Raw genomic sequence first — 26,152 nt, 5'->3', positions numbered from 1 at the left:
TTCCATTGGACAAACAGGGCGCGAGTCTATCAGCCCTCGCGCAGCACTGTCAGCGGGCTGGCATTCAGCGCCCGACGGGTGCCGAAGACGCCGGCACCGCCGATCATCAGGGCGCCGATCAGCGGCAGCAGCAACAGCCAGGGATGCGGGTGCCAGGGCAGGTCGAAGGCGAACCGGTACAGCACCAGGCTCACCAGTTCCGCGCCGAGCGCGGCGAGCAGGCCACTGGCGGCACCGAGCAGGCCGAATTCGATTCTCCGCGCCTTGACCAGCAACCGCCGTTGCGCACCCAGCGCCCGCACCAGGGCCCCCTGGCGAATGCGTTCGTCCAGGGTTGCCTGCAGGCCGGAGAACAGCACCGCCATGCCCGCCGCCAGGACGAACAGCAGTACGTATTCCACCGCGATGGTGACCTGCGCGAGGATGCTGCGCAGCTGTTCGAGCAGGGCCTCGACCTGCAGGATGGTCGCCGCCGGGAAGGCCCGGGACAGCTCGACGATGTCCTTGTCGTGACCGGGCGCCAGATAGAAGCTGGTCAGGTAGGTGGCCGGCAGGTCCTGCAAGGTGCCGGGCTGGAAGATCATGAAGAAGTTCGGCTGGAAGTTGTCCCAGTTGATGCTGCGCAGGCTGCTGACGCGCGCCTCCCGCTGGCTGCCACCGACGCTGAACACCAGGTGGTCGCCCAGCTTGATCTTCAGGCTGGTGGCCACCTTGGCCTCCACCGACACCTCGGGAATGTCGCTGCCGGGCAGGTTCGACCACCAGTTGCCGGCAGTCAGGCTATTGCCCGCCGGCAGGTCGGCTGCCCAGGTCAGGCTGAGGTCGCGCTGGATCGCCCGGTCGCCGGCGGTGTCCTTGCTGACGATGTCCTGCACCGGCTCGCCGTTGATGCTGATCAGGCGCCCCGGCACCACCGGGTAGATCGGTGCCGACTGCGCCGACAGCCTGATCAGGTGGTCGCGGAAACCGTCCTTGTCCGCGGGCAGGATGTTCAGCGCGAAGTAGTTCGGTGCGTTCTTCGGCAACTGGTTCTGCCAGGTGTCCAGCAGTTCGCCGCGCAGCAGCGCGATCAGGGCCATGGACAGCAGGATCAGGCCGAAGGCCAGGGATTGCCCGGCGGCGGCCAGTGGATGGCGCAGCAACTGGCCCAGACCCAGGCGCCAGGGCAGTGAGGCCTGGGCCAGCAGCCGGCGCAGGCTCTGCAAGCCGAGCAGCATCAGGCCGCCGAGCAACAGGGCGGCGATCACGCCGCCACCGAGCAGCGCGAAGGTCAGTACCAGGTCCAGGCTCAGGCGCCACATGATCAGGCCGAGGGCCAGCAGCGCGGTGCCGTAGACCATCCAGGTACTGGCGGGAATCGGCAGCAGGTCGCGGCGCAGTACCCGCAGCGGTGGCACTCGGCCCAGCGCCGCCAGCGGCGGCAGGGCGAAGCCGGCCAGGGCCACCAGGCCGGTACCGATGCCGGCCAGTGCCGGTGTCAGGCCGCCGGGTGGCACATCGGCGGGCAGCAGGTTGTGCAGCAACTGGAACAGGCCCAGTTGGGCCAGCCAGCCGAGCAGGGCGCCGCTGATGCTGGCGAGCAGGCCGAGGATCGCCAGTTGCAGGCTGAACAGGGTCATGGTTTCCCGGCGCGACAGCCCCAGGCAGCGTAACAGCGCACTGGCATCGAAGCGGCGGGCGGCGAAACGGCTGGCGCTGAGCGCCACCGCCACGCCGGACAGCAGCACCGCGACCAGGCTCGCCATGTTCAGGTAGCGCTCGGCCTTGCCCAGGGCGCCGCCGATCTGCTGGTTGCCGTCGCGGGCGTCGAGCAGCCGCTGGTTGGCCGCCAGCCCCGGCTTGAGCAGGTCGCGATAGGTCGCCAGGGCGCTGGCCGGACCCCGCCAGAGCTCGCGGAAATTGACCCGGCTGCCGGGTTGCACGACACCGGTGGCTTCCAGGTCCGCCAGGTTGATCAGCACCCGCGGGGTCAGGCTGTAGAAATTGGCGGCACGGTCCGGTTCGTAGGTGAGCACCCGGGCGATACGGACGGTCTTCATGCCGACGTCGATGCTGTCGCCGATCTTTAGATTCAGGGCGGTCATCAGTCGCGCCTCGACCCAGGCTTCACCAGGGGTTGGGCCGCCGCCGGCGGTTTCGGCGCCGAAGGGCTCGGCGGCGCTCCTGAGCTCGCCACGCAGGGGGTAGTGCTCGTCCGCCGCCTTGATGCTCGAGAGCTGGATGCCATTGTCGGTGGCGATCACGCTGGAGAACTCGACCACCCGGGCATGCTCGAGACCGAGCTCGCGGCCACTCTGGACCTGCTCCGGACGAGCCTTGGAGGTACCGTCGAGCACCAGGTCGGCGGCGAGGAATTCGGTGGCACGCAGCATCATCGCGCCGTTCAGGCGGGCACCGAAATAACCGATCGCGGTACTGGCCGCCACGGCGACCAGCAGGGCGAAAAACAGCACCCGCAACTCGCCGGCGCGGGCATCGCGCTGCAGTTGGCGGGTGGCGAGACTGAACAGGCGCAACAGCGGCAGGCGTGCCATCAAGGCTCCAGGGGCGCGACCAGCTGGCCGGCATCAAGGCGGATCAGGCGCCGGCAGCGATGGGCCAGGCGTTCGTCATGGGTCACCAGCACCAGGGTGGTGCCGCGCTCCTTGTTCAGTTCGAACAGCAGGTCGCTGATGCGTTCGCCGGTGTGGCTGTCGAGGTTGCCGGTGGGCTCGTCGGCGAACAGGACGTCCGGCTCGGCGGCAAAGGCCCGGGCGATGGCCACCCGCTGCTGTTCGCCGCCGGACAACTGCCGTGGCGAGTGGGTCAGCCGCTTGCCCAGGCCGACCCGTTCCAGCAGGCCGCGGGCGCGTTCCCGGGCGTCGCTGCGGCCGTCCAGCTCCAGTGGCAGCATGACGTTTTCCAGGGCATTGAGGCTGTCGAGCAGTTGGAAACTCTGGAACACGAAGCCGACATGCTCGGCGCGGATACGCGCGCGCTGGTCTTCGTCGAGGCTGCTCAGGGCGCGTCCGGCCAGGGTCACTTCGCCGCCGCTGGGCAGGTCGAGGCCGGCCAGCAGGCCGAGCAGGGTGGATTTGCCGGAGCCGGACGCGCCGACGATGGCCAGGCTGTCACCCTTGTTCAGGTGCAGGGAAAGAGGGTGCAGGATGGTCAGTTCGCCTTCCGTGCTGGAAACCACTTTGCTAAGGTTCTGCGCGGTGAGAATGCTTTCGCCCATGGAGAATCCGATGCGAGTTTGGTTTTTGAGTGCCGGCCTGGCGCTGATGTGCATGGCTCAGAATGCGGCGGCGGGCACGGTCCTGATCGTTGGCGATAGTATCAGCGCGGCTTTCGGCCTGGATACCCGTGTCGGCTGGGTCGCCCTGCTGGAAAAGCGGCTCAGGGACGAGGGTTTCAAGGACAAGGTGGTCAATGCCTCCATCAGCGGCGACACCAGTGCAGGCGGCCAGGCGCGGCTGCCGGCGCTGCTTGCGCAGCACAAGCCGGAGCTGGTGATCATCGAGTTGGGTGGCAACGATGGCCTGCGTGGGCAGCTTCCTACACAATTGAAACAAAATCTTGCGTCGATGATCGACAACTCCCGGGCCAGCGGGGCCAAGGTGCTGTTGCTCGGCATGCAGTTGCCACCCAATTACGGTGCCCGCTACACCCAGGCGTTCGCCGAGGTCTACCCGGCCCTGGCGGAAGAGAAAAACGTCGCGCTGGTGCCGTTTTTTCTCGAGGGCGTGGGCGGCCATCCGGAGCTGATGCAGGCCGACGGGATCCACCCGGGGCCCGCTGGTCAGGACAAGTTGCTCAATAACGTCTGGCCGACCCTGAAACCGCTGCTTTGAGCTTTTTTACCGGCGGTTTTTCGGCTAATGTGGCGCCCCCCTGTCAGGAGCCCCCGATGCAGCGTCCCGCCTGGTCCCTATTTGCCTACCAACTGATCGAGCCCGACGAGCAGCTGGATCTGTTCGCCTGCCAGGAAGTGCGGGTGCATCTGGTCACGCGTCAGCTGGAACTGGGTGGCTCCGCCGATCGCACGCTCTGTGGCAGCCTGCTGCCGGCGCAGCCGCGCTGGTCGGGGGTGGACAAGTCGATTTTCCGCGACCAGCGCCTGTGCCCGTTCTGCCGGGCGATTCTCGAGTCCCAGAAACGCGGTACGCCACCGATCTGGCCGGAATTGCGTTTCGAACTGTAAAACCTGCCTGTCTGCCAGCTGAAGCGCCGCCAATGTCCTGCCGGGCGGCTGGCGGCAGGTGTACAATCGAACTTTATTTCTCCGATGATCATGCGAAGGATTTCCCGGATGCTGTCGCGCTTTCCTGCCGTCACCCGTTGCCTGTCCATTGCCGCCCTGTGTGCGGCGGGTCCCGTTTCCGCGCTGGAATTGCCGTTGCCGCCGCCGGGCGAGGATATCGTCGGCCAGGTCCAGGTGATCAAGGCCAAGTATGAAGATACCTTTGCCGACCTCGGTACCACCTACGACCTGGGCTACTCGGAGATGGTCGCGGCCAACCCGGGGGTCGACGCCTGGTTGCCGGGTGCGGGTACCGATATCGTCCTGCCGACCCGCTTCATCCTGCCGCCGGGCCCCGTGAAGGCATCGTGATCAACCTGGCCGAATATCGCCTGTACTACTTCCCCAAGGGACGCAACGTGGTCTACACCTTCCCGCTGGGTATCGGGCGTGAAGGCTGGGGCTCGCCGATCGCCCACACTACCATCACCGCCAAGACACCGAACCCGACCTGGACGCCGCCGGCCTCGATCAAGGCCGAACATGCCGCCAACGGCGATCCGCTGCCCAACGTGGTGCCGGCCGGTCCGGACAATCCGCTGGGCCCGTTCAAGTTCACCCTGGGCACGCCGGGCTACCTGATTCACGGTTCGAACATGAAGTTCGGTATCGGTACCCGTACCAGTCACGGCTGCTTCCGCATGTTCAACAACAACGTGCTGGAGATGGCCGGCATGGTGCCGGTCGGCACCTCGGTGCGGATCATCAACGAGGCCTACAAGTTCGGTGTCAGTGGCGGCAAGGTCTACCTGGAGGCGCACACGCCGCTGGACGACAATGGCAACCCGTCGGTGGTCGACAAGCACACCGCGGTGATCAACGCCCTGCTCAAGCGTGACGACCTGGCAAAGAACCTGCGGGTGAACTGGGACCAGGTGCGCGACGTGGTCGCGGCCGAAGATGGTCTGCCGACCGAAATCGCTGTGCCGGGCGCGGCGCCGGTGGTCTCGAGCGCACCGATCGACCTTCAGCAGTAACGGCTTCGAACGACCCGCCTGGGGCCTTGCGCGCCAGGCGGGTTTTTCATGCCCGCCCATAAAGCGGGCGGGCATAAAAAAGCCGACCCAAGGATGGATCGGCTTGATAACAGCCCCGAAGGACTATTACTTGCGGCTTGCTTTTTCCAGCATGCGCAGAGCGCGCTCGTTCGCTTCGTCAGCAGTCTGTTGTGCTTTTTGAGCAGCAGCCAGAGCTTCATCAGCTTTGCGGTAGGCTTCGTCAGCACGAGCCTGAGCACGAGCAGCTGCGTCTTCGGTAGCAGTCAGACGAGCTTCGGTTTCTTTCGATGCGCTGCTGCAACCGGTAGCCAGTACAGCGGCCAGGGCCAGAGCCGAGAATTTCAGAACGTTGTTCATCGTGTTCCCCTTCAAGGACTTTCTATTAATGACCATAACCCCAGAGTGAGGAAATAGCCGGCGTACATACTACCCATTACTTGTAGTAAGTAAACTGACGTAACGCAAGAAGCAAAAAAAATTCTTGGTACAGAATGTTTTTCAGCTAACTTTGCCTGGCACTGTATAAAAAACATACAGTGGTAAAGCCCGTTCCGAGCGCTTTATGCGATCTTCAGTCGGCCCGTCATGCAACAGGTGGCAAGTGTCCGGTTGTATCCAGGCCTCGTTCTGACCGCAACGGGTAACTCTTGTTCCCTACCGTCCACGTGGCGGGGAGTATCTTTTGCTAGTTGGAAAGTGACTTTAACCGGGAGTGTGCGTCATACAACATGACATTCCGGCAATTTTCAGCCCATGTTCAGCTTCTCGCCCGCCAGGGAGTGTTGGCCCGTGCCATGATCCGAACGGTGCCGGGCGACGTGACGAGCGTGTCTTGAGCATTTTTGCCAAGGGTGCCTACTATTTGATACGTGCTCGTTTTTTTCAGGGAGCGGTCGGCTGTTCTCGTTGTCCAAACAGGCACGGGGTGGCGTAGAGGTTCCTTCGCCGGAAAAACATCGGTAAGGTAGGGTCGAATACCAAGACCCGCGAGGAGTAGTGATGAGCGAGGCGTTGTCCATCCACCATGACCAGGCTGGTCATCAGTTCGAGACCAATGTGGACGGTCATCGTGCCTACCTGACCTATATGGACCTGGGTAAGCAGACCCTGGATATCTACCGCACCTTCGTGCCCAACGCGTTGCGTGGCCGAGGCATTGCAGCGGCGCTGACCGAGCAGGCGCTGGAGTACGCCGAACGCATGGGGTACACCGTCATCCCTTCCTGCTCCTATGTGGAACGCTACATGGAACGGCATCAGCGGCACGCCGCTAAGACCTGATCCCATCGAACAGACATGAAAACGCCGGGCATTGCCCGGCGTCTTTGTTTCTGCGCAATCGCTGTGCGATCAGCCGCGGGCCCGCTTGGGCAGTACGTCCTTGAGCTTGGCGTGCATGCTGCGCAAGGTCTTCTCGGTGCTGTCCCAGTCGATGCAGGCGTCGGTGATCGACACGCCGTACTGCAGGTCGGCGAGGTCCTTCGGAATTGCCTGGCAGCCCCAGTTCAGGTGGCTTTCGACCATCAGGCCGATGATCGACTGGTTGCCTTCGAGGATCTGGTTGGCGACGTTCTCCATTACCAGCGGTTGCAGCGCCGGGTCCTTGTTGGAGTTGGCGTGGCTGCAATCGACCATGATGTTGTTCTTGATCCCGGCCTTGCTCAACGCCTGCTCGCAGAGCGCAACGCTCACCGAGTCATAGTTGGGCTTGCCGTTGCCGCCGCGCAGCACCACGTGACCGTAGGCGTTGCCCTTGGTGGTGACGATCGACACGCCGCCTTCCTGGTTGATGCCGAGGAAGCGGTGCGGCTTGGAGACCGACTGCAGGGCGTTGATCGCCACGGTCAGGCCGCCATCGGTACCGTTCTTGAAGCCGACCGCCGAGGACAGGCCGGAAGCCATTTCGCGGTGGGTCTGGGATTCGGTGGTACGGGCACCGATGGCCGACCAGCTGATCAGGTCCTGCAGGTACTGCGGCGAGATCGGGTCGAGCGCTTCGGTGGCGGTGGGCAGGCCCATTTCGGCCAGGTCCAGCAGCAGTTGGCGACCGATGTGCAGGCCATCCTGGATCTTGAACGAGTCATCCAGGTACGGGTCGTTGATCAGGCCTTTCCAGCCGACCGTGGTCCGCGGCTTCTCGAAGTACACGCGCATCACCAGGTACAGGCTGTCTGAGACTTCGGCAGCGAGCACCTTGAGGCGTTCGGCATATTCGTGGGCAGCCTTGATGTCGTGGATCGAGCATGGCCCGATGACGACGAACAGGCGATGGTCCTTGCCATCGAGAATGTTGCGAATCACCTCGCGGCCCCGGGTCACGGTGCGCAGGGCAGCCTCGCTCAGGGGAATGTCACGCTTGAGCTGATCAGGCGTGATCAGCGTCTCGTTGGAGGCGACGTTAAGGTCGTTGATCGGTAAATCAGCCATCGTGTTACTCGTCAGGTCACGGGTGCCGTCGCCAGCCCCGCGCGGCGGAGCACAGCGATATGAGCGTGTCGGGGAGCCGAACCTTAGCGCGTTAGGCCGTAACCGGGCAATGGGCAAAGGCCGGATTAATCGAGCAGGGCCCGGGTAAAGGGTCGTTCGAGGCTGGCATGGGAGAAATCGCCGGCATGCCGTTGCACCCATTCGCGGGCAATCGCCTCGATGCTCTGCGGCCCGGCGTCGAGTTGCTGGCGGGCGCGCCGGTAGCGTTCGATCTGGCAGATCTGCTCGCCCATGCGCGCGCCGAACAGGGTCTGCTCGTCGACGAAGGCGATGCCCACCAGAAATACATGCTTGCGTTTCAGGCACCAGGCCACGTAGCCGGAGTAACATGCGCTGTCGCCCAGGCTCGGGATACGCATCTCCAGGGCCGAGCCATGCCGCCAGGCCCGTGGCGAGTGGCAGGCGATGCCGCCGAGGCTGAGGCAGTGCAGGCGGTGCCTCGAGATGCACGAGTGTTCGAGCAAGGTCAGTTTCACTGGAACGTCTACGGGATGAGGTAGAAAGCGCACCATGACAAACGACTCCGTGTGCCGGTCACCGGAAAAACCTTTCCCCAGTATAGTGAAGGGGGTCGAGTTGTCCGATTTTGATGCGGACCGCCAACTGCTCGACCTGCCGGGGGTTTCATTGCTGATCTTCACCAGTGCCGGTTGCGCGTCCTGCCGTTTCGCCCGCCAGGCACTGCCGGGGCTGGGGTTGCCGGTCGACCGCCTGTGCTGGATCGATGCCGGTGACAATGGCGGCTTGGTCCAGCGCTACGAGGTCTTTCACCTGCCGGCGCTGTTCGTGGTCCGGGACGGTCGGTTCCAGGGGGCACTGCGTGCTCCCCTGGCCCTGCGTGAGCTGAGCGAGGGACTGCGGCAGGCCCTGGGGCGTGTCCCCGAGGAGTTGCCATGAACCAGGCAGCGTCGCCGGGCATCGGTGGTGTCTACGGGGGCATGCTGGCACCTGCCGGCTGCGAAATGCCCAGGACGCAGACACTGCTCCAGACCTTGAGTTTTCTCGAATCACGACAGCTTTGCATAAAGGAGCAGCCATGACAGTTTCAACGAACAGGCCGCGTATCGGCATCATCGGTACCGGGGCGATCGGCGGGTTCTACGGGGTGATGCTGGCGCGTGCCGGTTTCGACGTGCACTTTCTACTGCGCAGCGAGTTTTCCGCCGTGGCTGAAAACGGGTTGCGGATCGACAGTGCTGTCCACGGCCAGCTACACCTGAACCCGGTGCAGGCCTATGCTTCGGCCGAAGACCTGCCGCCCTGCGACTGGCTGCTGGTGGGGGCCAAGGCCACCGCCAATGCCGAACTCGCTCCGCTGATCGCCAAGGTCGCAGCGCCCGGCGCCCGGGTGCTGTTGTTGCAGAATGGCCTGGGTGTCGAGGAACAGTTGCGTCCGTTGCTGCCCGACTCGCTGCACCTGCTCGGTGGGCTGTGCTTCATCTGCGTGCATCGCACCGGTCCGGGGGCGGTGGTGCATCAGGCGCTGGGCTCGGTGAACCTCGGTTATCACAGTGGCCCGTTGTTCGATGACGAGGGCGCCCGCCAGGCGCTGGTCGAGGAGGGCGCCGCGCTGTTCCGCCTGGCCGGTATCGAATCCCGGGCCATGGCCAACCTGGAGCAGGCGCGCTGGCAGAAGCTGGTATGGAACGTGCCGTACAACGGCCTGTCGGTGCTGCTGCGGGCCAGCACCACGCCGCTGATGAGCGATGCCAGCAGCCGCGAACTGGTACAGGCACTCATGGCGGAGGTGGTGCAGGGCGCGCAGGCCTGTGGGCATGTCTTGCCGGCCGGCTACGCCGAGCACCTGTTCAAGGTCACGGAAAAGATGCCGGACTATTGGCCAAGCATGTACCACGACTTTATCCACAGGCGGGCGCTGGAACTGGAGGCGATCTACGTCCGTCCGCTGGCTGCCGCCCTTGAGGCCGGTTGTGACTTGCCGAAGATCCGCGCCCTGTATCAGGCTCTGGATTTCATCGACGTGCACAACCGCTGAGACCATCGGGAGAACATCATGGCAAACAGCCTTGGCGGCAAGTTGGTACTGGCGATTTCCTCGCGGGCGCTGTTCGACCTCAGTGAAAGCCATCAGGTCTATCTGAGCCAGGGGTGGAGGCCTATCGCAAGTATCAGATCGAACACGAGGAGGAGATTCTCGAGCCGGGTGAGGCGTTTCCCCTGGTGCAGAAGCTTCTGAGCCTCAATGCCAGCCTGGGGCGTTCGCGGGTCGAAGTGGTGCTGGTGTCGCGCAACAGTGCCGACACCGGCCTGCGGGTGTTCAACTCGATCCAGCATTACGGCCTGGATATTTCGCGAGCGGCGTTTGCCGGCGGACGTACTCCCTATCCCTATCTGGCGGCTTTTGGCTGTCATCTGTTTCTGTCGACCCACGCTGAAGACGTGCGCAGCGCCCTGGAGGCCGGATTTGCCGCGGCGACCATCCTGGCCGGTGGTGCCCGCCGGGCAGCCAGCGCCGAGTTGCGCATCGCCTTCGACGGCGATGCGGTGCTGTTTTCCGATGAGTCGGAGCGGATCTACCAGCTCGGCGGGCTGGCGGCCTTCCAGGCCGCCGAGCGCCAGTCGGCCCGCGAGCCGCTGCGTGGCGGGCCGTTCAAGGGCTTCCTGGCGGCGCTCAACCTGCTGCAGCGCGAGTTCGCCGACGAGGCCTGTCCGATCCGCACCGCGTTGGTCACCGCCCGCTCGGCGCCAGCCCACGAACGGGTGATCCGCACCTTGCGCGAATGGGACATCCGCCTCGACGAGTCGCTGTTCCTCGGTGGCCTGGACAAGTCGGCGTTCCTCGAGGCCTTTGCCGCGGACGTGTTTTTCGACGACCAGACCGGGCACTGCGAAAGGGCCCGCGAAGTGGTCGCCACCGGCCATGTTCCCCATGGCATCAGCAACGAGCCCCAGGCTACGGATTAGCCCGACCAGCAGGGCGCCGAACTGTCCGGTGCGCTGCTAAGCTCAATCCATCTCCGCCCTTCTGGCAATCGAGGAGGTCCCATGATTCGTTCGATGCTGTATGCCACCGACCTCGGCCTGTATGCGCCTTACGTCATGCAGCATGCGCTGGGTCTGGCTCGAACGTTCAAGGCCGACTTGCATGTGGTGCACGCGGTCGAACCCATGGGGTTGTTTGCGGAGTCGGTGTTGCAGAGCTATCTGGACGAGCAGGCATTGAACGAATTGCACAGCCAGGGTCTTAACACCGTGATGGCCAATATCGAGCAACGGGTATTGGACAGCTTTCGCGAGGAGTTGGGGGAAGGGCAGCAGGACCTGGCGATGATCCAGTCGGTCCAGGTGCTCCAGGGGGATCCTTCGCAGGTCATTCTCTCCCACGCGCAACGGCTGGCAGTCGATCTGTTGATTGTCGGAAGTCACAGCCATGGCACCGGTGCGCAGGCACACTTGGGCCGCACCGCAGCGCGGGTCCTGCAGTTGTCGCGGGTGCCGGTGTACCTCGTGCCGCTGTTGCAGCGCCGTCGGCATGACGACAACTGAGGCGAAATTCGGCGGATCGATAAAAAGTTCTAGATTTATTCTTCAAACCTTTCATATAGTTATATATCGCCGCTGCTGCCTGTGGCGTCTACCTGCTTTGAGGGATACATATGAAGCTCCAACAACTGCGCTACATCTGGGAAGTGGCGCACCACGACCTCAACGTTTCCGCGACGGCGCAAAGTCTCTACACCTCACAGCCAGGTATCAGCAAGCAGATCCGCCTGCTCGAAGACGAGCTGGGCGTGGAAGTCTTTGCACGCAGTGGCAAGCACCTGACCCGCGTCACCCCGGCCGGCGAGCGCATCATCAACACCGCCGGCGAGATCCTGCGCAAGGTCGAAAGCATCAAGCAGATCGCCCAGGAGTTCTCCAACGAAAAGAAAGGCACCCTGTCGATCGCCACCACCCACACCCAGGCGCGTTATGCCCTGCCGCCGGTGATCAGCAACTTCATCAAGCAGTACCCGGATGTCGCGCTGCACATGCACCAGGGCTCGCCGATGCAGATCGCCGAGATGGCCGCCGACGGTACCGTCGATTTCGCCATTGCCACCGAGGCGCTGGAGCTGTTCGGTGACCTGGTGATGATGCCCTGCTATCGCTGGAACCGTTGTGTGGTGGTGCCTCAGGGGCACCCGCTGACCAAGCTGCCGAAGCTGACCCTGGAAACCCTGGCCGAGTACCCGATCGTCACCTACGTATTCGGTTTCACCGGACGCTCCAAGCTGGACGAAGCCTTCAGCCATCGCGGCCTGACGCCGAAAGTGGTGTTCACCGCCGCCGACGCCGACGTGATCAAGACCTATGTCCGCCTGGGCCTGGGGGTGGGGATCGTGGCGAAGATGGCAGTCGATACGGTGCTCGACAAGGATCTGGTGGTACTCGACGCCAGCGAGCTGTTCGAGTCCAGCATCACCAAGATCGGCTTCCGCCGCGGGACCTTCCTGCGTGGATTCATGTGCGACTTCATCGAGAAGTTCGCGCCGCACCTGACCCGCGAAGTGATGGCCAAGGCCATCCAGTGCCACAACAAGCAGGAACTGGAAGAGCTGTTCGAGGGTGTCGAACTGCCGGTGCACTGATCACTGCTTGCCATGCGAGCGGACGCGGAACGTGCTTTGGCGGCATTCCCAGGCAGCGCATGGGAATGATCCGCGCCGGCTGACCTTCTCGATAGCAAGCATGAAAAAGCCCCGACTGGTTCGGGGCTTTTTCATGGCAAACGTTCAGGCTCAGTGACCGATCGTTCCCACGCTCCGCGCGGGAATGCCGCCCATGGCGCTCCGCGTCCGGGGTCAACCTTTGCTGATCAGGTTGCCGGCGTGCAGGCCGCACTCCTTCTGCGTGGCCTCCTCCCACCACCAGCGGCCCTCGCGCTCGTGCTGGTTCGGCAGTACCGGGCGGGTGCAGGGTTCGCAGCCGATACTGATGAAGCCGCGTTCATGCAGGCTGTTGTAGGGCAGCTCGAGCATGCGGATGTAACCCCAGACTTCTTCGCTGGTCATCTGCGCCAGCGGATTGAACTTGTACAGGGGACGTTCCGGGGTCGAGAAGGCGCTGTCGATTTCCAGCACCGCCACCTGGCTGCGGGTGCCAGGGCTCTGGTCGCGACGCTGGCCGGTGGCCCAGGCGTTCACGCCGGACAGCTTGCGCCGCAGCGGCTCGATCTTGCGGATGCCGCAGCATTCGCCATGACCGTCCTTGTAGAAGCTGAACAGGCCCTTTTCCTTGACGAAGGGCTCAAGCCGGGTGTGATCCGGCGAAATCAGCTCGATATCGATCTTGTAGAACTCGCGAACCTGGTCGATGAACCGATAGGTTTCCGGGTGCAGACGGCCGGTATCGAGGCTGAACACCTTGACGTTCTTGTTCAGCTTCCAGGCCATGTCCACCAGGACCACGTCCTCGGCGCCGCTGAAGGATATCCACAGGTCGTCGCCAAACTGGGAGAAGGCCAGCTTGAGAATGTCCTGGGGGATTTTGTGGCGTATGTCGCGGCGAGTTCGGCGACGTCGAACGTTTGACTCATCAGGCGGTTCCTACAGTCGTTGGCGCTTTGCGCTCATATAGGGGGCAATAGTAACAAAATCCGGCCTGTGGGAGATTCCAGGGTGGTGGGCAAGCCGGCTCCAGCGCGCGTGATGGCATCTAGAGTGTCTGCAAGGTATCGAGCAGAACTTTCACCTTGGTAATGGATTCCTGGTATTCGGCCTGCCAGTCGGAGTCGGCGACGATCCCTCCGCCGCCCCAGCAACTGATCTGGCCGTCCTTGACCAGCAGGCTGCGGATGGCAATCGAGCTGTCCATCTCGCCGCGTACGTCCAGGTACAGCAGTGAGCCGCAGTACAGCGCGCGGCGCGTCGGTTCGAGTTCGTCGATGATCTGCATGGCGCGGATCTTCGGTGCGCCAGTGATCGAGCCGCCCGGGAAGCTGCCGGCGATCAGGTCGAGGGCGTCGCGGCCGGCGGCCAGTTCGCCGGTCACGCTGCTGACCAGGTGATGCACGTTCGGGTAGCTCTCCAGGCTGAACAGCTCCGGCACCCGCACGCTGCCGATCCGACAGGTACGGCCGAGGTCGTTGCGCAGCAGGTCGACGATCATCAGGTTTTCCGCACGGTCCTTGGTGCTGGCCAGCAACTGCGCGGCGTTGGCTGCGTCTTCGGCGGCATCCCGGCCCCGTGGGCGGGTGCCCTTGATCGGCCGAGTCTCCACCTGGCCGGCGCTGACCCGGATGAAGCGCTCCGGCGACAGGCTCAGCACCGCGCCGTTGTCCGGCAGGCTCTGGAAACCGGAGAACGGTGTCGGACAGGCGGCCCGCAAGGCCAGGTAGGCCGCCCACGGGTCACCCTGGCAGCTCGCACGGAAACGCTGGGCGAAGTTGACCTGGTAGCAGTCGCCGGCCTGGATGTACTGCTGGATACGCTCGAAGGCCTGGCGATAGGACTCGGCGTCGAGATCGGCGGCCATCGGTGCGTTCAGCCGGAAGCTGGCGGTCTCGGTGGGCGCTGGCTGGCTGAACAGTTGCACCAGGCGCTCGCGCTCCTCCTCTGCGACGGTGGGGTGGAATACCAGCTGGCTGGTGGCCTGCTGGTGATCGCTGATCAGTGCCCAGGCGTACAGGCCGAAGCGCGCGTCGGGCAGTTGCAGATCGTTCCGGGCCTGGCTGGGCAGGGCTTCCAGGTGGCGGCCGAAGTCGTAGCTCAGGTAGCCGATCAGGCCGCCGGCGAATGGCAGCTCGACGGTGGCGGGCAACTCGGCTCGTCCCAGGCGTGCCAGCGTGCCGCGCAGGCGCACGAGGAAATCCTCGCCCCGTTCATCCGGCAGCACGCTCAACTGCTCCAGTGGCCAGGCGCTGAGCAGGTCATAGCGCCCGCGCTCGGCGGCCGGCCGGCCGCTGTCGAGCAGCACCGCGCCGGGGGCGTGGCGAATGGCCGCGAAATAACTGGCGGGGTCGGGGGAATAGGGTAGCGGGTATACGGAGCAGGTCTGCATGCGGGGCGAATCAGCCTTGAGGGCGGGGAGGGCGATTGTAGTCTCCTGTAGGAAATGCTCCTAGAGGGATGTGGTGATGGTTATATCCATGAGCCGGAATTCAGAGTGTGCGTGGGTAGGGCGTTATTGATGCCGTGCCGGTGGGGGGCGGATTTATCTGAGCCCTGTAGGAGCGCGGCTTGCCCGCGAAAGCGTCCTTGAGACCGCCAAAAGCTTCGCGGCGGTTCGGCGCCCCGACAAGCCACGCTCCTACAGGGCAAATCTGCTCCTGCTCGTCAGACATTCCTTGGGGCCACATGGCCGAACAGCTGCTGTACGAAGCGTACCCGCTCCTCCGCGGTTTCGCTGAGGCCGGCCACTGCCAGTTCTTCCAGGTGGGCTTCCACCGCCTGGGCCCGGGTGGTCAGGCCGCAGTCGTTGGCGATCTGGATGTTCAGCCCGGGGCGGGCGTTGAGTTCGAGAATCAGCGGACCCTTGTCCTGGTCCAAGACCATGTCCACGCCGATATAACCCAGGCCGCACAATTCGTAGCAGCCGGCGGCCAGCTTCATGAAACCGTCCCAGTTGGGCAGTTGCACACCGTCCACCGCATTGGTGGTATCGGGGTGCTTGCGGATGATGTTGTTCAGCCAGGTGCCGCGCAGGGTCAGGCCGGTCGCCAGGTCGACACCGACACCGATGGCGCCCTGGTGCAGGTTGGCCTTGCCGCTGGACTGGCGGGTCGGCAGGCGCAGCATGGCCATCACCGGATAGCCCATCAGCACGATGATGCGGATGTCCGGCACGCCTTCGTAACTGATGCTTTTGAAGATCTGGTCGGGGGTCACCCGGTATTCGATCAGGGCACGGTCGCGGTGGCCACCCAGGGAGTACAGCCCGGTGAGGATGCTGGACACCTGGTGCTCGATTTCCTCATGGCTGATGATCCGCCCGGAAATGGTCCGGTAACGTCCCTCGAAGCGATCGGCGATCACCAGGATGCCATCGCCGCCGGCACCCTGGGCCGGCTTGATGACGAAATCGCTGCGCCCACCGATGATCTCGCCGAGCTTGTCGATGTCCTTTTCGGTGGAGATCACCCCGTACATTTCCGGCACGTGAATGCCGGCGGCGATCGCCCGTTCCTTGGTGATGATCTTGTCATCGACGATCGGATACAGGCTGCGCTTGTTGTACTTGAGCACATAGTCGGCGTTACGCCGGTTGATCCCCATGATGCCCTTGGCTTCCAGGGCCTTCCAGGTTTTCCACAGGCCGAACATCAGGCGTCTTCCTTGAGAAAGGCCTTGAAGCGCACCAGTTCGGTCAGGCGGTAGCCGCGATAGCGCCCCATGGCCAGCATGAAGCCCACCAGGATCAGCAGGACCGCCGGGAAGGTGAAGACGAAGTACACCAGCTCCGGCACGCTCATGATCAGGTGCGCCAGCGAGGCGGCGAACAGGGTACCGATCGCGACCTTCATCGCATGGCCGCCGCCGCGCTCTTCCCAGGTGATGGACAGGCGCTCGATGGTCATGGTCAGGATCACCATCGGGAACAGCGCCACCGACAGGCCGCGCTCCAGGCCGAGCTTGTGGCTGAACAGGCTGATGGCGGCGATCAGCACCACGACGAAGGTCAGTACCACCGACAGCCGCGGCAGCATCTGCAGCTTCAGGTGTTCCAGGTAGGAGCGCAGTGACAGGCCGAGGGCGGTGATGATGGTGAACAGCACGATACCGAAGCCCAACTGCGTCTCGCGAAACGCCAGGGCGATCAGCACCGGGGTGAAGGTGCCGAGGGTCTGCAGGCCGATCAGGTTGCGCAGGATCAGGATCACCAGCACGCCGATCGGGATCATCACCATGATCATGAAGGTCTGCTGGGTCTGCAGCGGCAGGCCGTAGAGCGAGTATTCGAGGAAGTTGGCGTCGGAATTCTCGTCGGTCAGCTTGGCCAGGCGGATGGCGTTCATCTCGCTGTTGTTCAGGCTGAAGTTGACGCTGGCCTTCTTGCCGCCCTCGACGGTGATCAGGTTGTCGTCGCCGGTCCACCAGACCAGGCGGTCCTCGGGCAGGCCCTGTTCGCCGGTATCCGGGTTGAAGTACAGCCAGTCGTTGCCGTTGAAGCTGCGCAGCCAGAGTTCCGGGGTCTGCGGCTGGTCGGCCACCAGGCGGATGGTGTGGACCTTCTCCAGCGGCACGTGGGCGATCGACAGCAGCAACTCGATGATCTGCGCCTTGTGCGGGGTCGACGGATCGCCGGCCAGCAGCAGCTTGACGTTGTCGTCATTGAGATTGTTGACGCGCTTGATGGTTTCGCTGATGAAGGTCTCGACATCGGCCGAATGTTGACGGATCGGCGCCATCAGTGCTTCGGCGGCGATTTTTTCCGGGCCCTCGATGGCCATGCTGTCACGGAAGGTCGGGCCCTTGACCTTGGGTTTTTCGCCGGTGTAGCGCTTGGTCAGCACCAGGCGGTAGTAGAGCGTCTGCTTGCCGCTGACCCGACGGGCCGACCAGGTGACCTTGCGGTTGCCATCGGTGCGGTTGACGCTGACCCCGTAATTGTTGGAGATGAAACTCTCGTTGAGGCTCACGTAGTCGCGGCTCAGCGGCGGCACGAACATCTGGATCTTCACCGGGTCCTTGCTGGCGGCGACGAACTCGACCTTGGCGTCGATGTTCCACAGGTCGTCGGTGGCATCTTCGGTGACCGGAATCCCCAGCACGAAAATCTGATAGGCCGTGACCGAAATCCCCAGCACCACCAGGATAGCGATCAGGACTTTCAGATGGAGGGTAAGAGAACGCATGCGAATTACTCGGCGGTTAGAGCGTCGGCGGTGCAGGCGGGTTTGCCGGCAGCGTATTTAAGGCTGGGGTCTACCAGCGCATCGAAGCGCTTGAGCGCCTCGGAGCCAATCAGAAGCGGGTATTGGAAAGCGCTTCGGTCGGTCAAGTTCACTTCAATGGTGCGCAAGGCGCTGCCCATGCAGACATTCAGGGTGATCACCGGGCGGGCAGTATAGGCCTTGTCCTCATCCGGGTCGTAGTCGCCGGAGCGGCGCTTGATCTTGCTGACCCGGGCCAGCGGCTGTTCGATGGGGTGCGAGTGGGCGGTGTCGATGGCCAGGTAGAAGCGTACCCAGCTCTCGCCGTTGCGTTTGAAGCGTTTGATGTCACGGGCGCTGAGGGAGGCGGTCTTGGCGCCGGTATCGAGCTTGGCCGCGACTTCCAGGTCGATACCGCCCAGGGTCGCGTACTCGTTCAGCCCGTACACGGTCTTTTCGGCCGCGCTGCCGAGGCCCGGCAGGCAGAGAAGGAACAAAAGCAGTAGAGGGTAGGGCTTGAGTCTCATAAGTCCTGGCGCGTATTCAAGGTGACTGGCAATACCGCGCAAGCTTCCTCGTGCGTCTGTCGGATGAAGATGACAGGCATGGCATCGTCAGATGCGCGCGGCATTCTAACATGCTGGTTTTATGGCGCCAGCGCCGGGGCGGCTGTCCTTGTCACGCTCCGGTATTTTTCAGGGCTCTTAGACTATTGTCGACAATATCGATTAATTCTTTGACTGTGACAGCCTGATTGGCTAGTTTTACCGTCATCGATTTTAAAGGTGTCGACAATATGCTGGAGAATCTGGAGCCGCTGCCGACTCCCCAGGAGGATTCGGAAACCCTGTCCGAGAACGTCTTCCGGCGTATCCAGGCCGCTATCGTCAAGGGCGAGATCGCCCCGGCAGCAAGATCTCCGAGCCGGAACTGGCCCGCACCTACGGCATCAGCCGTGGCCCGTTGCGGGAGGCCATCCATCGCCTGGAAGGGCAGCGCCTGCTGGTGCGGGTGCCCCATGTCGGGGCGCGGGTGGTTTCGCTCAGCCATGCCGAACTGATCGAACTCTACGAAATCCGCGAATCCCTCGAAGGCATGGCCTGCCGCCTCGCCGCCGAGCGCATGACCCGTGAAGAGATCGAGGAACTGCGCCAGGTGCTGCACACCCACGAACGTGATGCGGCGTTCCAGGCGGGTGTCGGCTATTACCAGCAGGAAGGCGACTTCGACTTCCACTACCGGATCATCCAGGGCGCCGGCAACCGGACCCTGACCCAGATGCTCTGCGGCGAGCTCTATCAGCTCGTGCGCATGTACCGCATCCAGTTTTCCGCGACACCCAACCGGCCACGCCAGGCCTTTGCCGAGCACCATCGGATTCTCGATGCCATCGCCGATCGCGACGGCGAACTGGCCGAACTGTTGATGCGCCGTCACATCGGCGCCTCGAAACGCAATATTGCGCGTCACTACCAGGACGGCGCGAAACCGACAGCCACTCCACGAGGTGAGTCATGAGTCAGGGTTCCAACAAAAACACGCCCGGTCAGCGTTTCCGCGATGCGGTCGCCAGCGAACATCCACTGCAGGTGGTCGGCACGATCAACGCCAACCACGCCCTGCTGGCCAAGCGCGCCGGTTTCAAGGCGATCTACCTGTCGGGTGGCGGGGTTGCCGCCGGCTCCCTCGGCCTGCCTGACCTGGGGATCAGCGGCCTGGACGACGTGCTGACCGACGTGCGGCGCATCACCGATGTCTGCGACCTGCCGCTGTTGGTGGATGTCGACACCGGTTTCGGTTCATCGGCCTTCAACGTCGCGCGTACCGTGCGCTCGATGAGCAAGTTCGGCGCGGCGGCGATCCATATCGAGGACCAGGTCGGCGCCAAGCGCTGCGGTCACCGGCCGAACAAGGAAATCGTGTCCCAGCAGGAAATGGTCGACCGTATCAAGGCGGCCGTCGATGCCCGTATCGACGACAGCTTCGTGATCATGGCGCGTACCGATGCGCTGGCGGTGGAAGGCCTGGAGGCTGCCCTGGAACGCGCAGCCGCCTGCATCGAGGCGGGTGCCGACATGATTTTCCCGGAAGCCATCACCGAGCTCGAGATGTACAAGCTGTTCGCCAACCGGGTGAAGGCGCCCATCCTGGCCAATATCACCGAGTTCGGTGCGACACCGCTGTACACCACCGAGCAACTGGCGTCCGTCGATGTGTCGCTGGTGCTGTACCCGCTGTCGGCGTTCCGCGCCATGAACAAGGCGGCGGAAAACGTCTACACCGCGATTCGTCGCGATGGCACCCAGCAGAGCGTGATCGATACCATGCAGACCCGCATGGAGCTTTACGATCGTATCGACTACCACGCCTTCGAGCAGAAGCTCGATGCGCTGTTCGCCCAGAAGAAGGGCTGAAGCATTCCTTCTGTTGCCAGGTTCCCGACAAAATCAAGAATTGGAGAAGACAATGGCTGAAGCAAAAGTACTGAGTGGCGCCGGCCTGCGTGGCCAGGTTGCCGGACAAACTGCCCTGTCCACCGTGGGCCAGGCCGGTGCCGGCCTGACCTATCGCGGTTATGACGTGCGCGAGCTGGCGGCCGAGGCGCGCTTCGAGGAAGTCGCCTACCTGCTGCTGTACGGTGAATTGCCCAACGCCACCCAGCTGGCGGCCTACATGGGCAAGCTGCGCACCCTGCGCGACCTGCCCCAGGCACTGAAAGAGGTGCTCGAGCGCATTCCGGCCGACGCCCACCCGATGGACGTGATGCGTACCGGCTGTTCCTTCCTGGGCAACATCGAGCCCGAAGGCGATTTCTCCCGCCAGCATGAAGCCACCGACCGCCTGCTGGCGGCTTTCCCGGCGATCATGTGCTACTGGTATCGCTTCAGTCATGAAGGCAAGCGTATCGACTGCATGACCGACGAGGAGTCCCTGGGCGGACATTTCCTGCACCTGCTGCACGGCAAGGCGCCGAGCGAGCTGCATCGCAAGGTGATGGACGTGTCGCTGATCCTCTACGCGGAGCACGAATTCAACGCCTCGACCTTTACCGCGCGGGTCTGTGCCTCGACCCTGTCCGATCTGTTCTCCTGCGTCACCGCGGCCATCGGTTCGCTGCGCGGCCCGTTGCACGGCGGCGCCAACGAGGCGGCGATGGAAATGATCGAACGCTATGCCTCGGCCCAGGAGGCCATCGAAGGTACCCTCGGCATGCTGGCGCGCAAGGACAAGATCATGGGCTTCGGCCACGCGATCTACAAGGACAGCGACCCGCGCAACGAGGTGATCAAGGGCTGGTCCAGGCAACTCGCCGATGAGGTGGGCGATACCGTGCTGTTCCCGGTATCCGAGGCGATCGACAAGACCATGTGGGAGCAGAAAAAACTGTTCCCCAACGCCGACTTCTACCATGCCTCGGCGTATCACTTCATGGGCATCCCGACCAAGCTGTTCACACCGATCTTCGTCTGCTCGCGCCTGACCGGCTGGGCGGCGCACGTGTTCGAACAGCGTGCCAACAACCGCATCATCCGTCCGAGTGCCGAGTACACCGGCGTCGAGCAGCGCAAGTTCGTGCCAATCGAGCGTCGCTGACCGAAGAACGCACGACCTGGGGCGGCCCCTTTCCTGTAGGAGCCGGGCTTGCCCGCGAAGCTTTTAGCGGCCTCAAGGCCTTATTCGTGGGCAAGCCCGGCTCCTAAAGAGGCAGGGTCGACAAGCCGTGTGTGCCTTTGACTTAACCGTGATCGAGTCCCAGACCATGAATACCCAATACCGCAAACCGCTGCCCGGCAGTCACCTGGACTTCTTCGATGCCCGTGCGGCGGTCGATGCGATTCAGCCCGGGGCCTACGCCACGTTGCCCTACACCTCCCGGGTCCTGGCCGAGAACCTGGTGCGCCGCTGCGAGCCGGCGACGCTGACCGACTCCCTCAAACAACTGATCGAGCGCAAGCGCGACCTGGACTTCCCCTGGTTTCCGGCCCGGGTGGTCTGTCACGACATTCTCGGCCAGACCGCCCTGGTGGACCTGGCCGGCCTGCGCGATGCCATCGCCTCCCAGGGCGGCGATCCGGCCCAGGTCAACCCGGTGGTGCCGACCCAACTGATCGTCGACCACTCGCTGGCGGTGGAGTGCGGCGGCTTCGATCCGGATGCGTTCGCCAAGAACCGTGCGATCGAGGACCGTCGCAACGAGGACCGTTTCCATTTCATCGACTGGACCAAAAAGGCCTTCAAGAACGTCGATGTGATTCCGCCGGGCAACGGCATCATGCACCAGATCAACCTGGAGAAGATGTCCCCGGTGATCCAGGCCCGTGACGGCGTGGCCTTTCCCGATACCTGCGTCGGCACCGACAGTCACACCCCGCATGTGGATGCGCTGGGCGTCATTGCCATTGGTGTCGGTGGCCTGGAGGCCGAGAGCGTGATGCTCGGGCGGGCCTCCTGGATGCGCCTGCCGGAGATCGTCGGCGTCGAACTGACCGGCAAGCTGCAGCCGGGTATCACCGCCACCGACATGGTGCTGGCGCTGACCGAGTTCCTGCGCAAGCAGAAGGTGGTCGGGGCCTATCTGGAGTTCTTCGGCGAAGGCGCCAGTGCGCTGACCCTGGGCGACCGCGCGACCATTTCCAACATGGCCCCGGAGTACGGCGCCACGGCGGCGATGTTCTACATCGACCAGCAGACCATCGATTACCTGAAACTTACCGGCCGTGAAGACGCGCAGGTGCAACTGGTCGAGACCTACGCCCGCGAGAGCGGCCTGTGGGCCGACAGCCTCAAGGGCGCGCAGTACGAGCGTGGCCTGCAGTTCGACCTGTCGTCGGTGGTGCGCAACATGGCCGGGCCCAGCAACCCCCACGCCCGGGTCGCCACCAGCGACCTGGCGGCCAGGGGCATCGCCGGGCAGTGGAGCGAAGTGCCGGGGCAGATGCCCGACGGCGCGGTGATCATCGCCGCCATCACCAGTTGCACCAATACCAGCAACCCGCGCAACGTCATCGCCGCCGGCCTGCTGGCGCGCAACGCCAACCGGCTGGGCCTGACCCGCAAGCCGTGGGTCAAGTCGTCGCTGGCGCCGGGCTCCCGGGCGGTGGCGCTGTACCTGGATGAGGCCGGGTTGACCCGGGAGCTGGAGCAATTGGGCTTTGGCGTGGTGGCCTTCGCCTGCACCACCTGCAACGGCATGTCCGGTGCGCTGGACCCGGCGATCCAGCAGGAAATCATCGACCGTGACCTCTATGCCACGGCCGTGCTCTCGGGTAACCGCAACTTCGACGGGCGCATCCACCCGTACGCCAAGCAGGCGTTCCTGGCGTCGCCGCCGCTGGTGGTGGCCTACGCGATCGCCGGTACCATCCGCTTCGACATCGAGAAGGACGTGCTGGGCCGGGATGCCGAGGGCAGGGAAATCCGCCTCAAGGACATCTGGCCGAGCGATGAGGAAATCGATGCGATGGTCAAGGCGTCGGTCAAGCCCGAGCAGTTCCGCAAGGTCTATACGCCGATGTTCGCCATTCACGAGGACAACGGTCCGAAGGTCGAGCCGCTCTATGACTGGCGGCCGATGAGCACCTACATCCGTCGTCCGCCGTACTGGGAAGGCGCCCTGGCCGGGGCCCGGCCGCTCAAGGGCATGCGCCCGCTGGCGGTGCTGCCGGACAACATCACCACCGATCACCTGTCGCCGTCCAACGCCATCCTGCTGGACAGCGCGGCCGGCGAGTACCTGGCGAAAATGGGCCTGCCGGAGGAAGACTTCAACTCCTACGCGACCCACCGCGGCGACCACCTCACCGCCCAGCGCGCCACCTTCGCCAACCCGAAACTGTTCAACGAAATGGTCCAGGAGAACGGCAAGGTCAGGCAGGGTTCCCTGGCGCGGGTCGAGCCGGAAGGCAAGGTCATGCGCATGTGGGAGGCCATCGAGACCTACATGGAGCGCAAGCAGCCGCTGATCATCATCGCCGGTGCCGACTACGGCCAGGGCTCGTCCCGTGACTGGGCGGCCAAGGGCGTGCGGCTGGCCGGGGTCGAGGCGATCGTCGCCGAAGGCTTCGAGCGCATCCACCGCACCAACCTGGTGGGCATGGGCGTGTTGCCGCTGGAGTTCAAGCCGGGCACCGATCGCAAGACCCTCGGTATCGACGGCACCGAGACCTTCGACGTGGTCGGCGAGCGGACGCCACGGGCGACGCTGACCCTGGTCATCCGGCGCAAGGACGGTGAGCGGGTCGAAGTGCCGGTGACCTGCCGCCTGGATACCGCCGAGGAGGTGTCGATCTACGAGGCGGGCGGCGTGTTGCAGCGTTTTGCCCAGGACTTCCTCCAGTCGGCGAGCGCAAGCTGACAGAAGAGTGCGAACCCATTCCGGTCCTGCCGCGCAACCCAGGTGTGCAGGCCCCGCAGGAGGCTTCATGACCCACGCAGCACAAATCAGGATCCCCGCCACCTACATGCGTGGCGGCACCAGCAAGGGAGTGTTCTTCAACCTCAACGACCTGCCCGAGGCGGCGCAGTTGCCCGGTGCGGCGCGTGATGCGCTGTTGCTGCGGGTCATCGGCAGCCCCGATCCCTATGAAAAACAGATCGACGGCATGGGGGGGGCGACCTCCAGCACCAGCAAGACGGTGATCCTGTCACGCAGCATCAAGGCCGACCACGACGTCGACTACCTGTTCGGCCAGGTGTCGATCGACAAACCGTTCATCGACTGGAGCGGCAACTGCGGCAACCTGTCGGCGGCGGTCGGCTCGTTCGCCATCAGTGCCGGCCTGGTGGGTGCCGAGCGGGTTCCGCGCAACGGCGTGGCGGTGGTGCGGATCTGGCAGGTGAACATCGGCAAGACCATCATCGCCCATGTACCGATCACCGACGGCCAGGTGCAGGAAACCGGCGACTTCGAGCTCGATGGCGTGACCTTTCCGGCCGCCGAGGTGCAGTTGGAGTTCATGGACCCGGCCGCCGAGGAGGAGGGCGCCGGCGGTTCGATGTTTCCCACCGGCAATCTGGTGGATGACCTGGAGGTACCGGGTGTCGGCACTTTCAAGGCGACCCTGATCAATGCCGGGATTCCGACGATTTTCGTCAATGCCGCGGATATCGGCTACACCGGTACCGAGCTGCAGGGCGACATCAACGGCGATCCCAAGGCCCTGGCGATGTTCGAGACCATTCGCGCCCATGGTGCGCTGCGCATGGGGCTGATCGGGCGCCTTGACGAGGCGGCCAAGCGTCAGCACACGCCGAAAGTCGCCTTCGTCGCGCCGCCGGCCAGCTATACCGCATCAAGCGGCAAGGCCGTGGCGGCGAGCGATCTGGACCTGCTGGTGCGGGCGCTGTCGATGGGCAAGCTGCACCACGCCATGATGGGCACGGCAGCGGTGGCCATCGGTACTGCGGCGGCGATTCCCGGCACCCTGGTGAACCTGGCGGCGGGCGGTGGCGAGCGCAGTTCGGTGCGTTTCGGCCACCCGTCGGGGACCTTGCGGGTCGGTGCCGAGGCGGCCCGGGTCGAGGGTGAGTGGACCGTGGTCAAGGCCATCATGAGCCGCAGCGCGCGGGTGCTGATGGAGGGCTGGGTGCGGGTGCCGGGCGACGCGTTCTGAGTCCGGTGGTCCCTGTAGGAGCCTGTTCGCGGGCAGGCCCGGCTCCTGCAGGGATCGGCGTCTGTAGGAGCCGGGCTTGCCCGCGAATGCGGTTTACCCTGCCACCAGACCTGCGGGAACCCTACTTGAACCGCCGCTCCACGCCTTTCTCCACGAGGATCTTTGCCGAAATCTCCTCCACGGAAAAATGCGTGGAGTTGATGTGCGGAATGTTTTCCCGGCGGAACAGGTTTTCCACCTCGCGCACCTCGAATTCGCACTGGGCATAGCTCGAATAGCGGCTGTTGGGCTTGCGTTCGTTGCGGATCGCGGTCAGGCGGTCGGGGTCGATGGTCAGGCCGAACAGCTTGTGCTGGTGGGCACGCAGGGCGGTCGGCAGTTGCAGGCGCTCCATGTCTTCCTCGGTCAGCGGGTAGTTGGCTGCCCGGATGCCGAACTGCATCGCCATGTACAGGCATGTCGGCGTCTTGCCGCAGCGCGACACGCCGACCAGGATCAGGTCGGCCTTGTCGTAGTAGTGGGTGCGGGCGCCATCGTCGTTGTCGAGGGCGAAGTTCACCGCCTCGATCCGTTCCATGTAGTTGGAGTTGCCGCCAATGGAGTGGGATTTGCCCACGGAGTAGGAGGAGTGCTCGCTCAACTCCTGCTCCAGCGGGGCGAGGAAGGTGGAAAATATGTCGATCATGAAACCATTGGACGTGGCGAGAATCTCACGAATGTCCTGATTGACGATGGTGTCGAAGATGATCGGGCGGAAACCGTCCCGCTCGGCGGCACTGTTGATCTTCTGGACCATGGCCCGGGCCTTGTCCACGCTGTCGATGTACGGTTGCGTGGATTTGGCGAAGGTAATGTTCTCGAACTGCGCCAACAGGCTTTGACCCAGGGTTTCGGCGGTGATGCCGGTGCCATCGGAGATAAAGAAAGCAGATCGTTTCATTTGCACCTTGGGCCTTAA

Annotated in this window: 21 protein-coding genes and 4 pseudogenes; 14 read left to right on the top strand and 11 right to left on the bottom strand. The window is 63.9% G+C overall.

The window, feature by feature from the left end:
* Positions 1–29 precede the first annotated feature (29 nt).
* The gene (locus ACZ5KU_RS23645) at positions 30–2,534 is read right to left on the bottom strand and encodes an ABC transporter permease (protein WP_054063048.1); all 2,505 of its coding nucleotides are present in this window, start codon (positions 2,532–2,534) and stop codon (positions 30–32) included.
* Positions 2,534–3,217: an ABC transporter ATP-binding protein gene (locus ACZ5KU_RS23640; RefSeq protein WP_054063047.1), complete on the bottom strand. Its 684-nt coding sequence runs from the start codon at positions 3,215–3,217 to the stop codon at positions 2,534–2,536. The genes ACZ5KU_RS23645 and ACZ5KU_RS23640 overlap by 1 nt, the downstream gene beginning before the upstream one ends.
* Before the next feature lie 10 nt (positions 3,218–3,227).
* On the opposite strand from ACZ5KU_RS23640, the gene ACZ5KU_RS23635 reads away from it, so the two are divergent.
* The 3 genes and pseudogenes from ACZ5KU_RS23635 to ACZ5KU_RS23625 all read left to right on the top strand — a co-directional run bounded on the left by ACZ5KU_RS23635 (position 3,228) and on the right by ACZ5KU_RS23625 (position 5,259).
* Positions 3,228–3,833, top strand: a complete 606-nt coding sequence (locus ACZ5KU_RS23635) for an arylesterase (RefSeq protein ID WP_054060743.1) — start codon at positions 3,228–3,230, stop codon at positions 3,831–3,833.
* A 56-nt stretch (positions 3,834–3,889) separates the two neighbouring features.
* Positions 3,890–4,183, top strand: coding sequence for a hypothetical protein (locus ACZ5KU_RS23630; protein WP_054060742.1), 294 nt, complete (start codon positions 3,890–3,892; stop codon positions 4,181–4,183).
* A gap of 108 nt (positions 4,184–4,291) precedes the next feature.
* Positions 4,292–5,259: pseudogene (locus tag ACZ5KU_RS23625) on the top strand (L,D-transpeptidase family protein).
* A gap of 126 nt (positions 5,260–5,385) precedes the next feature.
* Here ACZ5KU_RS23625 and oprI read toward each other — a convergent pair.
* Positions 5,386–5,637 (bottom strand): outer membrane lipoprotei OprI, encoded by a 252-nt coding sequence (gene oprI, locus ACZ5KU_RS23620; protein WP_011335311.1) that lies wholly within the window; start codon positions 5,635–5,637, stop codon positions 5,386–5,388.
* A gap of 642 nt (positions 5,638–6,279) precedes the next feature.
* Between oprI and ACZ5KU_RS23615 the strand changes: the two genes are divergently transcribed.
* On the top strand, positions 6,280–6,561 hold the full coding sequence (locus ACZ5KU_RS23615) for a GNAT family N-acetyltransferase (RefSeq protein WP_010448985.1): 282 nt from the start codon (positions 6,280–6,282) through the stop codon (positions 6,559–6,561).
* A 69-nt stretch (positions 6,562–6,630) separates the two neighbouring features.
* Here ACZ5KU_RS23615 and ACZ5KU_RS23610 read toward each other — a convergent pair whose 3' ends face one another.
* Positions 6,631–7,707 (bottom strand): 3-deoxy-7-phosphoheptulonate synthase, encoded by a 1,077-nt coding sequence (locus ACZ5KU_RS23610; RefSeq protein WP_054060740.1) that lies wholly within the window; start codon positions 7,705–7,707, stop codon positions 6,631–6,633.
* A 125-nt stretch (positions 7,708–7,832) separates the two neighbouring features.
* Entirely contained in the window at positions 7,833–8,279 is a 447-nt protein-coding gene (locus tag ACZ5KU_RS23605; protein WP_054060739.1) for a PilZ domain-containing protein, read from the bottom strand.
* Between ACZ5KU_RS23605 and ACZ5KU_RS23600 the strand changes: the two genes are divergently transcribed.
* The 5 genes and pseudogenes from ACZ5KU_RS23600 to cysB all read left to right on the top strand — a co-directional run bounded on the left by ACZ5KU_RS23600 (position 8,278) and on the right by cysB (position 12,359).
* Positions 8,278–8,664 (top strand): thioredoxin family protein, encoded by a 387-nt coding sequence (locus tag ACZ5KU_RS23600; RefSeq protein ID WP_054060738.1) that lies wholly within the window; start codon positions 8,278–8,280, stop codon positions 8,662–8,664. The genes ACZ5KU_RS23605 and ACZ5KU_RS23600 overlap by 2 nt on opposite strands.
* A 139-nt stretch (positions 8,665–8,803) precedes the next feature.
* Positions 8,804–9,763, top strand: coding sequence for a putative 2-dehydropantoate 2-reductase (locus tag ACZ5KU_RS23595; RefSeq protein ID WP_054060737.1), 960 nt, complete (start codon positions 8,804–8,806; stop codon positions 9,761–9,763).
* An 18-nt stretch (positions 9,764–9,781) separates the two neighbouring features.
* Positions 9,782–10,614 (top strand): annotated as a pseudogene (locus ACZ5KU_RS23590) (5'-nucleotidase); the annotation flags it as partial.
* Positions 10,615–10,773: 159 nt separating this feature from the next.
* Positions 10,774–11,274: a universal stress protein gene (locus tag ACZ5KU_RS23585; RefSeq protein ID WP_054056776.1), complete on the top strand. Its 501-nt coding sequence runs from the start codon at positions 10,774–10,776 to the stop codon at positions 11,272–11,274.
* Positions 11,275–11,384: 110 nt separating this feature from the next.
* Positions 11,385–12,359, top strand: coding sequence for an HTH-type transcriptional regulator CysB (gene cysB, locus ACZ5KU_RS23580; RefSeq protein ID WP_054056775.1), 975 nt, complete (start codon positions 11,385–11,387; stop codon positions 12,357–12,359).
* A gap of 213 nt (positions 12,360–12,572) precedes the next feature.
* On the opposite strand, the pseudogene ACZ5KU_RS23575 reads toward cysB, so the two are convergent.
* The 5 genes and pseudogenes from ACZ5KU_RS23575 to rloA form a co-directional block, all read right to left on the bottom strand.
* A pseudogene (locus ACZ5KU_RS23575) lies at positions 12,573–13,306 on the bottom strand (phosphoadenylyl-sulfate reductase).
* 119 nt (positions 13,307–13,425) lie between these two features.
* A complete protein-coding gene (pabB, locus tag ACZ5KU_RS23570; protein WP_464736360.1) occupies positions 13,426–14,769 on the bottom strand; it encodes an aminodeoxychorismate synthase component I in 1,344 nt (447 codons plus the stop codon).
* A 275-nt stretch (positions 14,770–15,044) separates the two neighbouring features.
* On the bottom strand, positions 15,045–16,031 hold the full coding sequence (locus ACZ5KU_RS23565; RefSeq protein ID WP_054056772.1) for an alpha-L-glutamate ligase-like protein: 987 nt from the start codon (positions 16,029–16,031) through the stop codon (positions 15,045–15,047).
* A complete protein-coding gene (gene rloB / locus ACZ5KU_RS23560) occupies positions 16,031–17,563 on the bottom strand; it encodes an osmotic stress tolerance membrane protein RloB (protein WP_419735388.1) in 1,533 nt (510 codons plus the stop codon). Before rloB ends, ACZ5KU_RS23565 begins: the two co-directional genes overlap by 1 nt.
* 5 nt (positions 17,564–17,568) lie before the next feature.
* Positions 17,569–18,108, bottom strand: a complete 540-nt coding sequence (gene rloA / locus ACZ5KU_RS23555) for a retropepsin-like aspartic peptidase RloA (RefSeq protein WP_054056770.1) — start codon at positions 18,106–18,108, stop codon at positions 17,569–17,571.
* Between the two features lie 269 nt (positions 18,109–18,377).
* On the opposite strand from rloA, the pseudogene ACZ5KU_RS23550 reads away from it, so the two are divergent.
* The 5 genes and pseudogenes from ACZ5KU_RS23550 to prpF all read left to right on the top strand — a co-directional run bounded on the left by ACZ5KU_RS23550 (position 18,378) and on the right by prpF (position 25,194).
* Positions 18,378–19,099: pseudogene (locus ACZ5KU_RS23550) on the top strand (GntR family transcriptional regulator).
* Complete coding sequence (prpB, locus tag ACZ5KU_RS23545) at positions 19,096–19,995, top strand: methylisocitrate lyase (protein ID WP_054056768.1); 900 nt, start codon at positions 19,096–19,098, stop codon at positions 19,993–19,995. Before ACZ5KU_RS23550 ends, prpB begins: the two are co-directional and overlap by 4 nt.
* 52 nt (positions 19,996–20,047) lie before the next feature.
* The gene (gene prpC, locus ACZ5KU_RS23540) at positions 20,048–21,175 is read left to right on the top strand and encodes a bifunctional 2-methylcitrate synthase/citrate synthase (protein ID WP_273825203.1); all 1,128 of its coding nucleotides are present in this window, start codon (positions 20,048–20,050) and stop codon (positions 21,173–21,175) included.
* Between the two features lie 166 nt (positions 21,176–21,341).
* The gene (acnD, locus tag ACZ5KU_RS23535; RefSeq protein ID WP_464736359.1) at positions 21,342–23,936 is read left to right on the top strand and encodes a Fe/S-dependent 2-methylisocitrate dehydratase AcnD; all 2,595 of its coding nucleotides are present in this window, start codon (positions 21,342–21,344) and stop codon (positions 23,934–23,936) included.
* A 67-nt stretch (positions 23,937–24,003) separates the two neighbouring features.
* Complete coding sequence (gene prpF, locus ACZ5KU_RS23530) at positions 24,004–25,194, top strand: 2-methylaconitate cis-trans isomerase PrpF (RefSeq protein WP_464736358.1); 1,191 nt, start codon at positions 24,004–24,006, stop codon at positions 25,192–25,194.
* A gap of 121 nt (positions 25,195–25,315) precedes the next feature.
* On the opposite strand, the gene ppsR is transcribed toward prpF, so the two are convergent.
* A complete protein-coding gene (gene ppsR, locus ACZ5KU_RS23525) occupies positions 25,316–26,134 on the bottom strand; it encodes a posphoenolpyruvate synthetase regulatory kinase/phosphorylase PpsR (protein ID WP_010448956.1) in 819 nt (272 codons plus the stop codon).
* Positions 26,135–26,152: the final 18 nt, after the last annotated feature.

This window comes from Pseudomonas sp. Tof1 (genome assembly GCF_055390395.1).
The sequence above is the reverse complement of the archived record's forward strand: the minus strand, read 5'-3'. Positions and strand labels throughout refer to the sequence as shown.

Coding starts and splice junctions, on each gene's coding strand:
- rloA (WP_054056770.1), bottom strand. CDS start 18,108: ATGAGACTCAAGCCCTACCCTCTACTGCTTTTGTTCCTTCTCTGCCTG.
- prpC (WP_273825203.1), top strand. CDS start 20,048: ATGGCTGAAGCAAAAGTACTGAGTGGCGCCGGCCTGCGTGGCCAGGTT.
- ppsR (WP_010448956.1), bottom strand. CDS start 26,134: ATGAAACGATCTGCTTTCTTTATCTCCGATGGCACCGGCATCACCGCC.
- ACZ5KU_RS23565 (WP_054056772.1), bottom strand. CDS start 16,031: ATGTTCGGCCTGTGGAAAACCTGGAAGGCCCTGGAAGCCAAGGGCATC.
- ACZ5KU_RS23615 (WP_010448985.1), top strand. CDS start 6,280: ATGAGCGAGGCGTTGTCCATCCACCATGACCAGGCTGGTCATCAGTTC.
- cysB (WP_054056775.1), top strand. CDS start 11,385: ATGAAGCTCCAACAACTGCGCTACATCTGGGAAGTGGCGCACCACGAC.
- ACZ5KU_RS23645 (WP_054063048.1), bottom strand. CDS start 2,534: ATGGCACGCCTGCCGCTGTTGCGCCTGTTCAGTCTCGCCACCCGCCAA.
- ACZ5KU_RS23640 (WP_054063047.1), bottom strand. CDS start 3,217: ATGGGCGAAAGCATTCTCACCGCGCAGAACCTTAGCAAAGTGGTTTCC.
- ACZ5KU_RS23630 (WP_054060742.1), top strand. CDS start 3,890: ATGCAGCGTCCCGCCTGGTCCCTATTTGCCTACCAACTGATCGAGCCC.
- oprI (WP_011335311.1), bottom strand. CDS start 5,637: ATGAACAACGTTCTGAAATTCTCGGCTCTGGCCCTGGCCGCTGTACTG.
- rloB (WP_419735388.1), bottom strand. CDS start 17,563: ATGCGTTCTCTTACCCTCCATCTGAAAGTCCTGATCGCTATCCTGGTG.
- ACZ5KU_RS23595 (WP_054060737.1), top strand. CDS start 8,804: ATGACAGTTTCAACGAACAGGCCGCGTATCGGCATCATCGGTACCGGG.
- ACZ5KU_RS23635 (WP_054060743.1), top strand. CDS start 3,228: ATGCGAGTTTGGTTTTTGAGTGCCGGCCTGGCGCTGATGTGCATGGCT.
- ACZ5KU_RS23605 (WP_054060739.1), bottom strand. CDS start 8,279: ATGGTGCGCTTTCTACCTCATCCCGTAGACGTTCCAGTGAAACTGACC.
- ACZ5KU_RS23610 (WP_054060740.1), bottom strand. CDS start 7,707: ATGGCTGATTTACCGATCAACGACCTTAACGTCGCCTCCAACGAGACG.
- ACZ5KU_RS23585 (WP_054056776.1), top strand. CDS start 10,774: ATGATTCGTTCGATGCTGTATGCCACCGACCTCGGCCTGTATGCGCCT.
- prpB (WP_054056768.1), top strand. CDS start 19,096: ATGAGTCAGGGTTCCAACAAAAACACGCCCGGTCAGCGTTTCCGCGAT.
- acnD (WP_464736359.1), top strand. CDS start 21,342: ATGAATACCCAATACCGCAAACCGCTGCCCGGCAGTCACCTGGACTTC.
- pabB (WP_464736360.1), bottom strand. CDS start 14,769: ATGCAGACCTGCTCCGTATACCCGCTACCCTATTCCCCCGACCCCGCC.
- ACZ5KU_RS23600 (WP_054060738.1), top strand. CDS start 8,278: ATGACAAACGACTCCGTGTGCCGGTCACCGGAAAAACCTTTCCCCAGT.
- prpF (WP_464736358.1), top strand. CDS start 24,004: ATGACCCACGCAGCACAAATCAGGATCCCCGCCACCTACATGCGTGGC.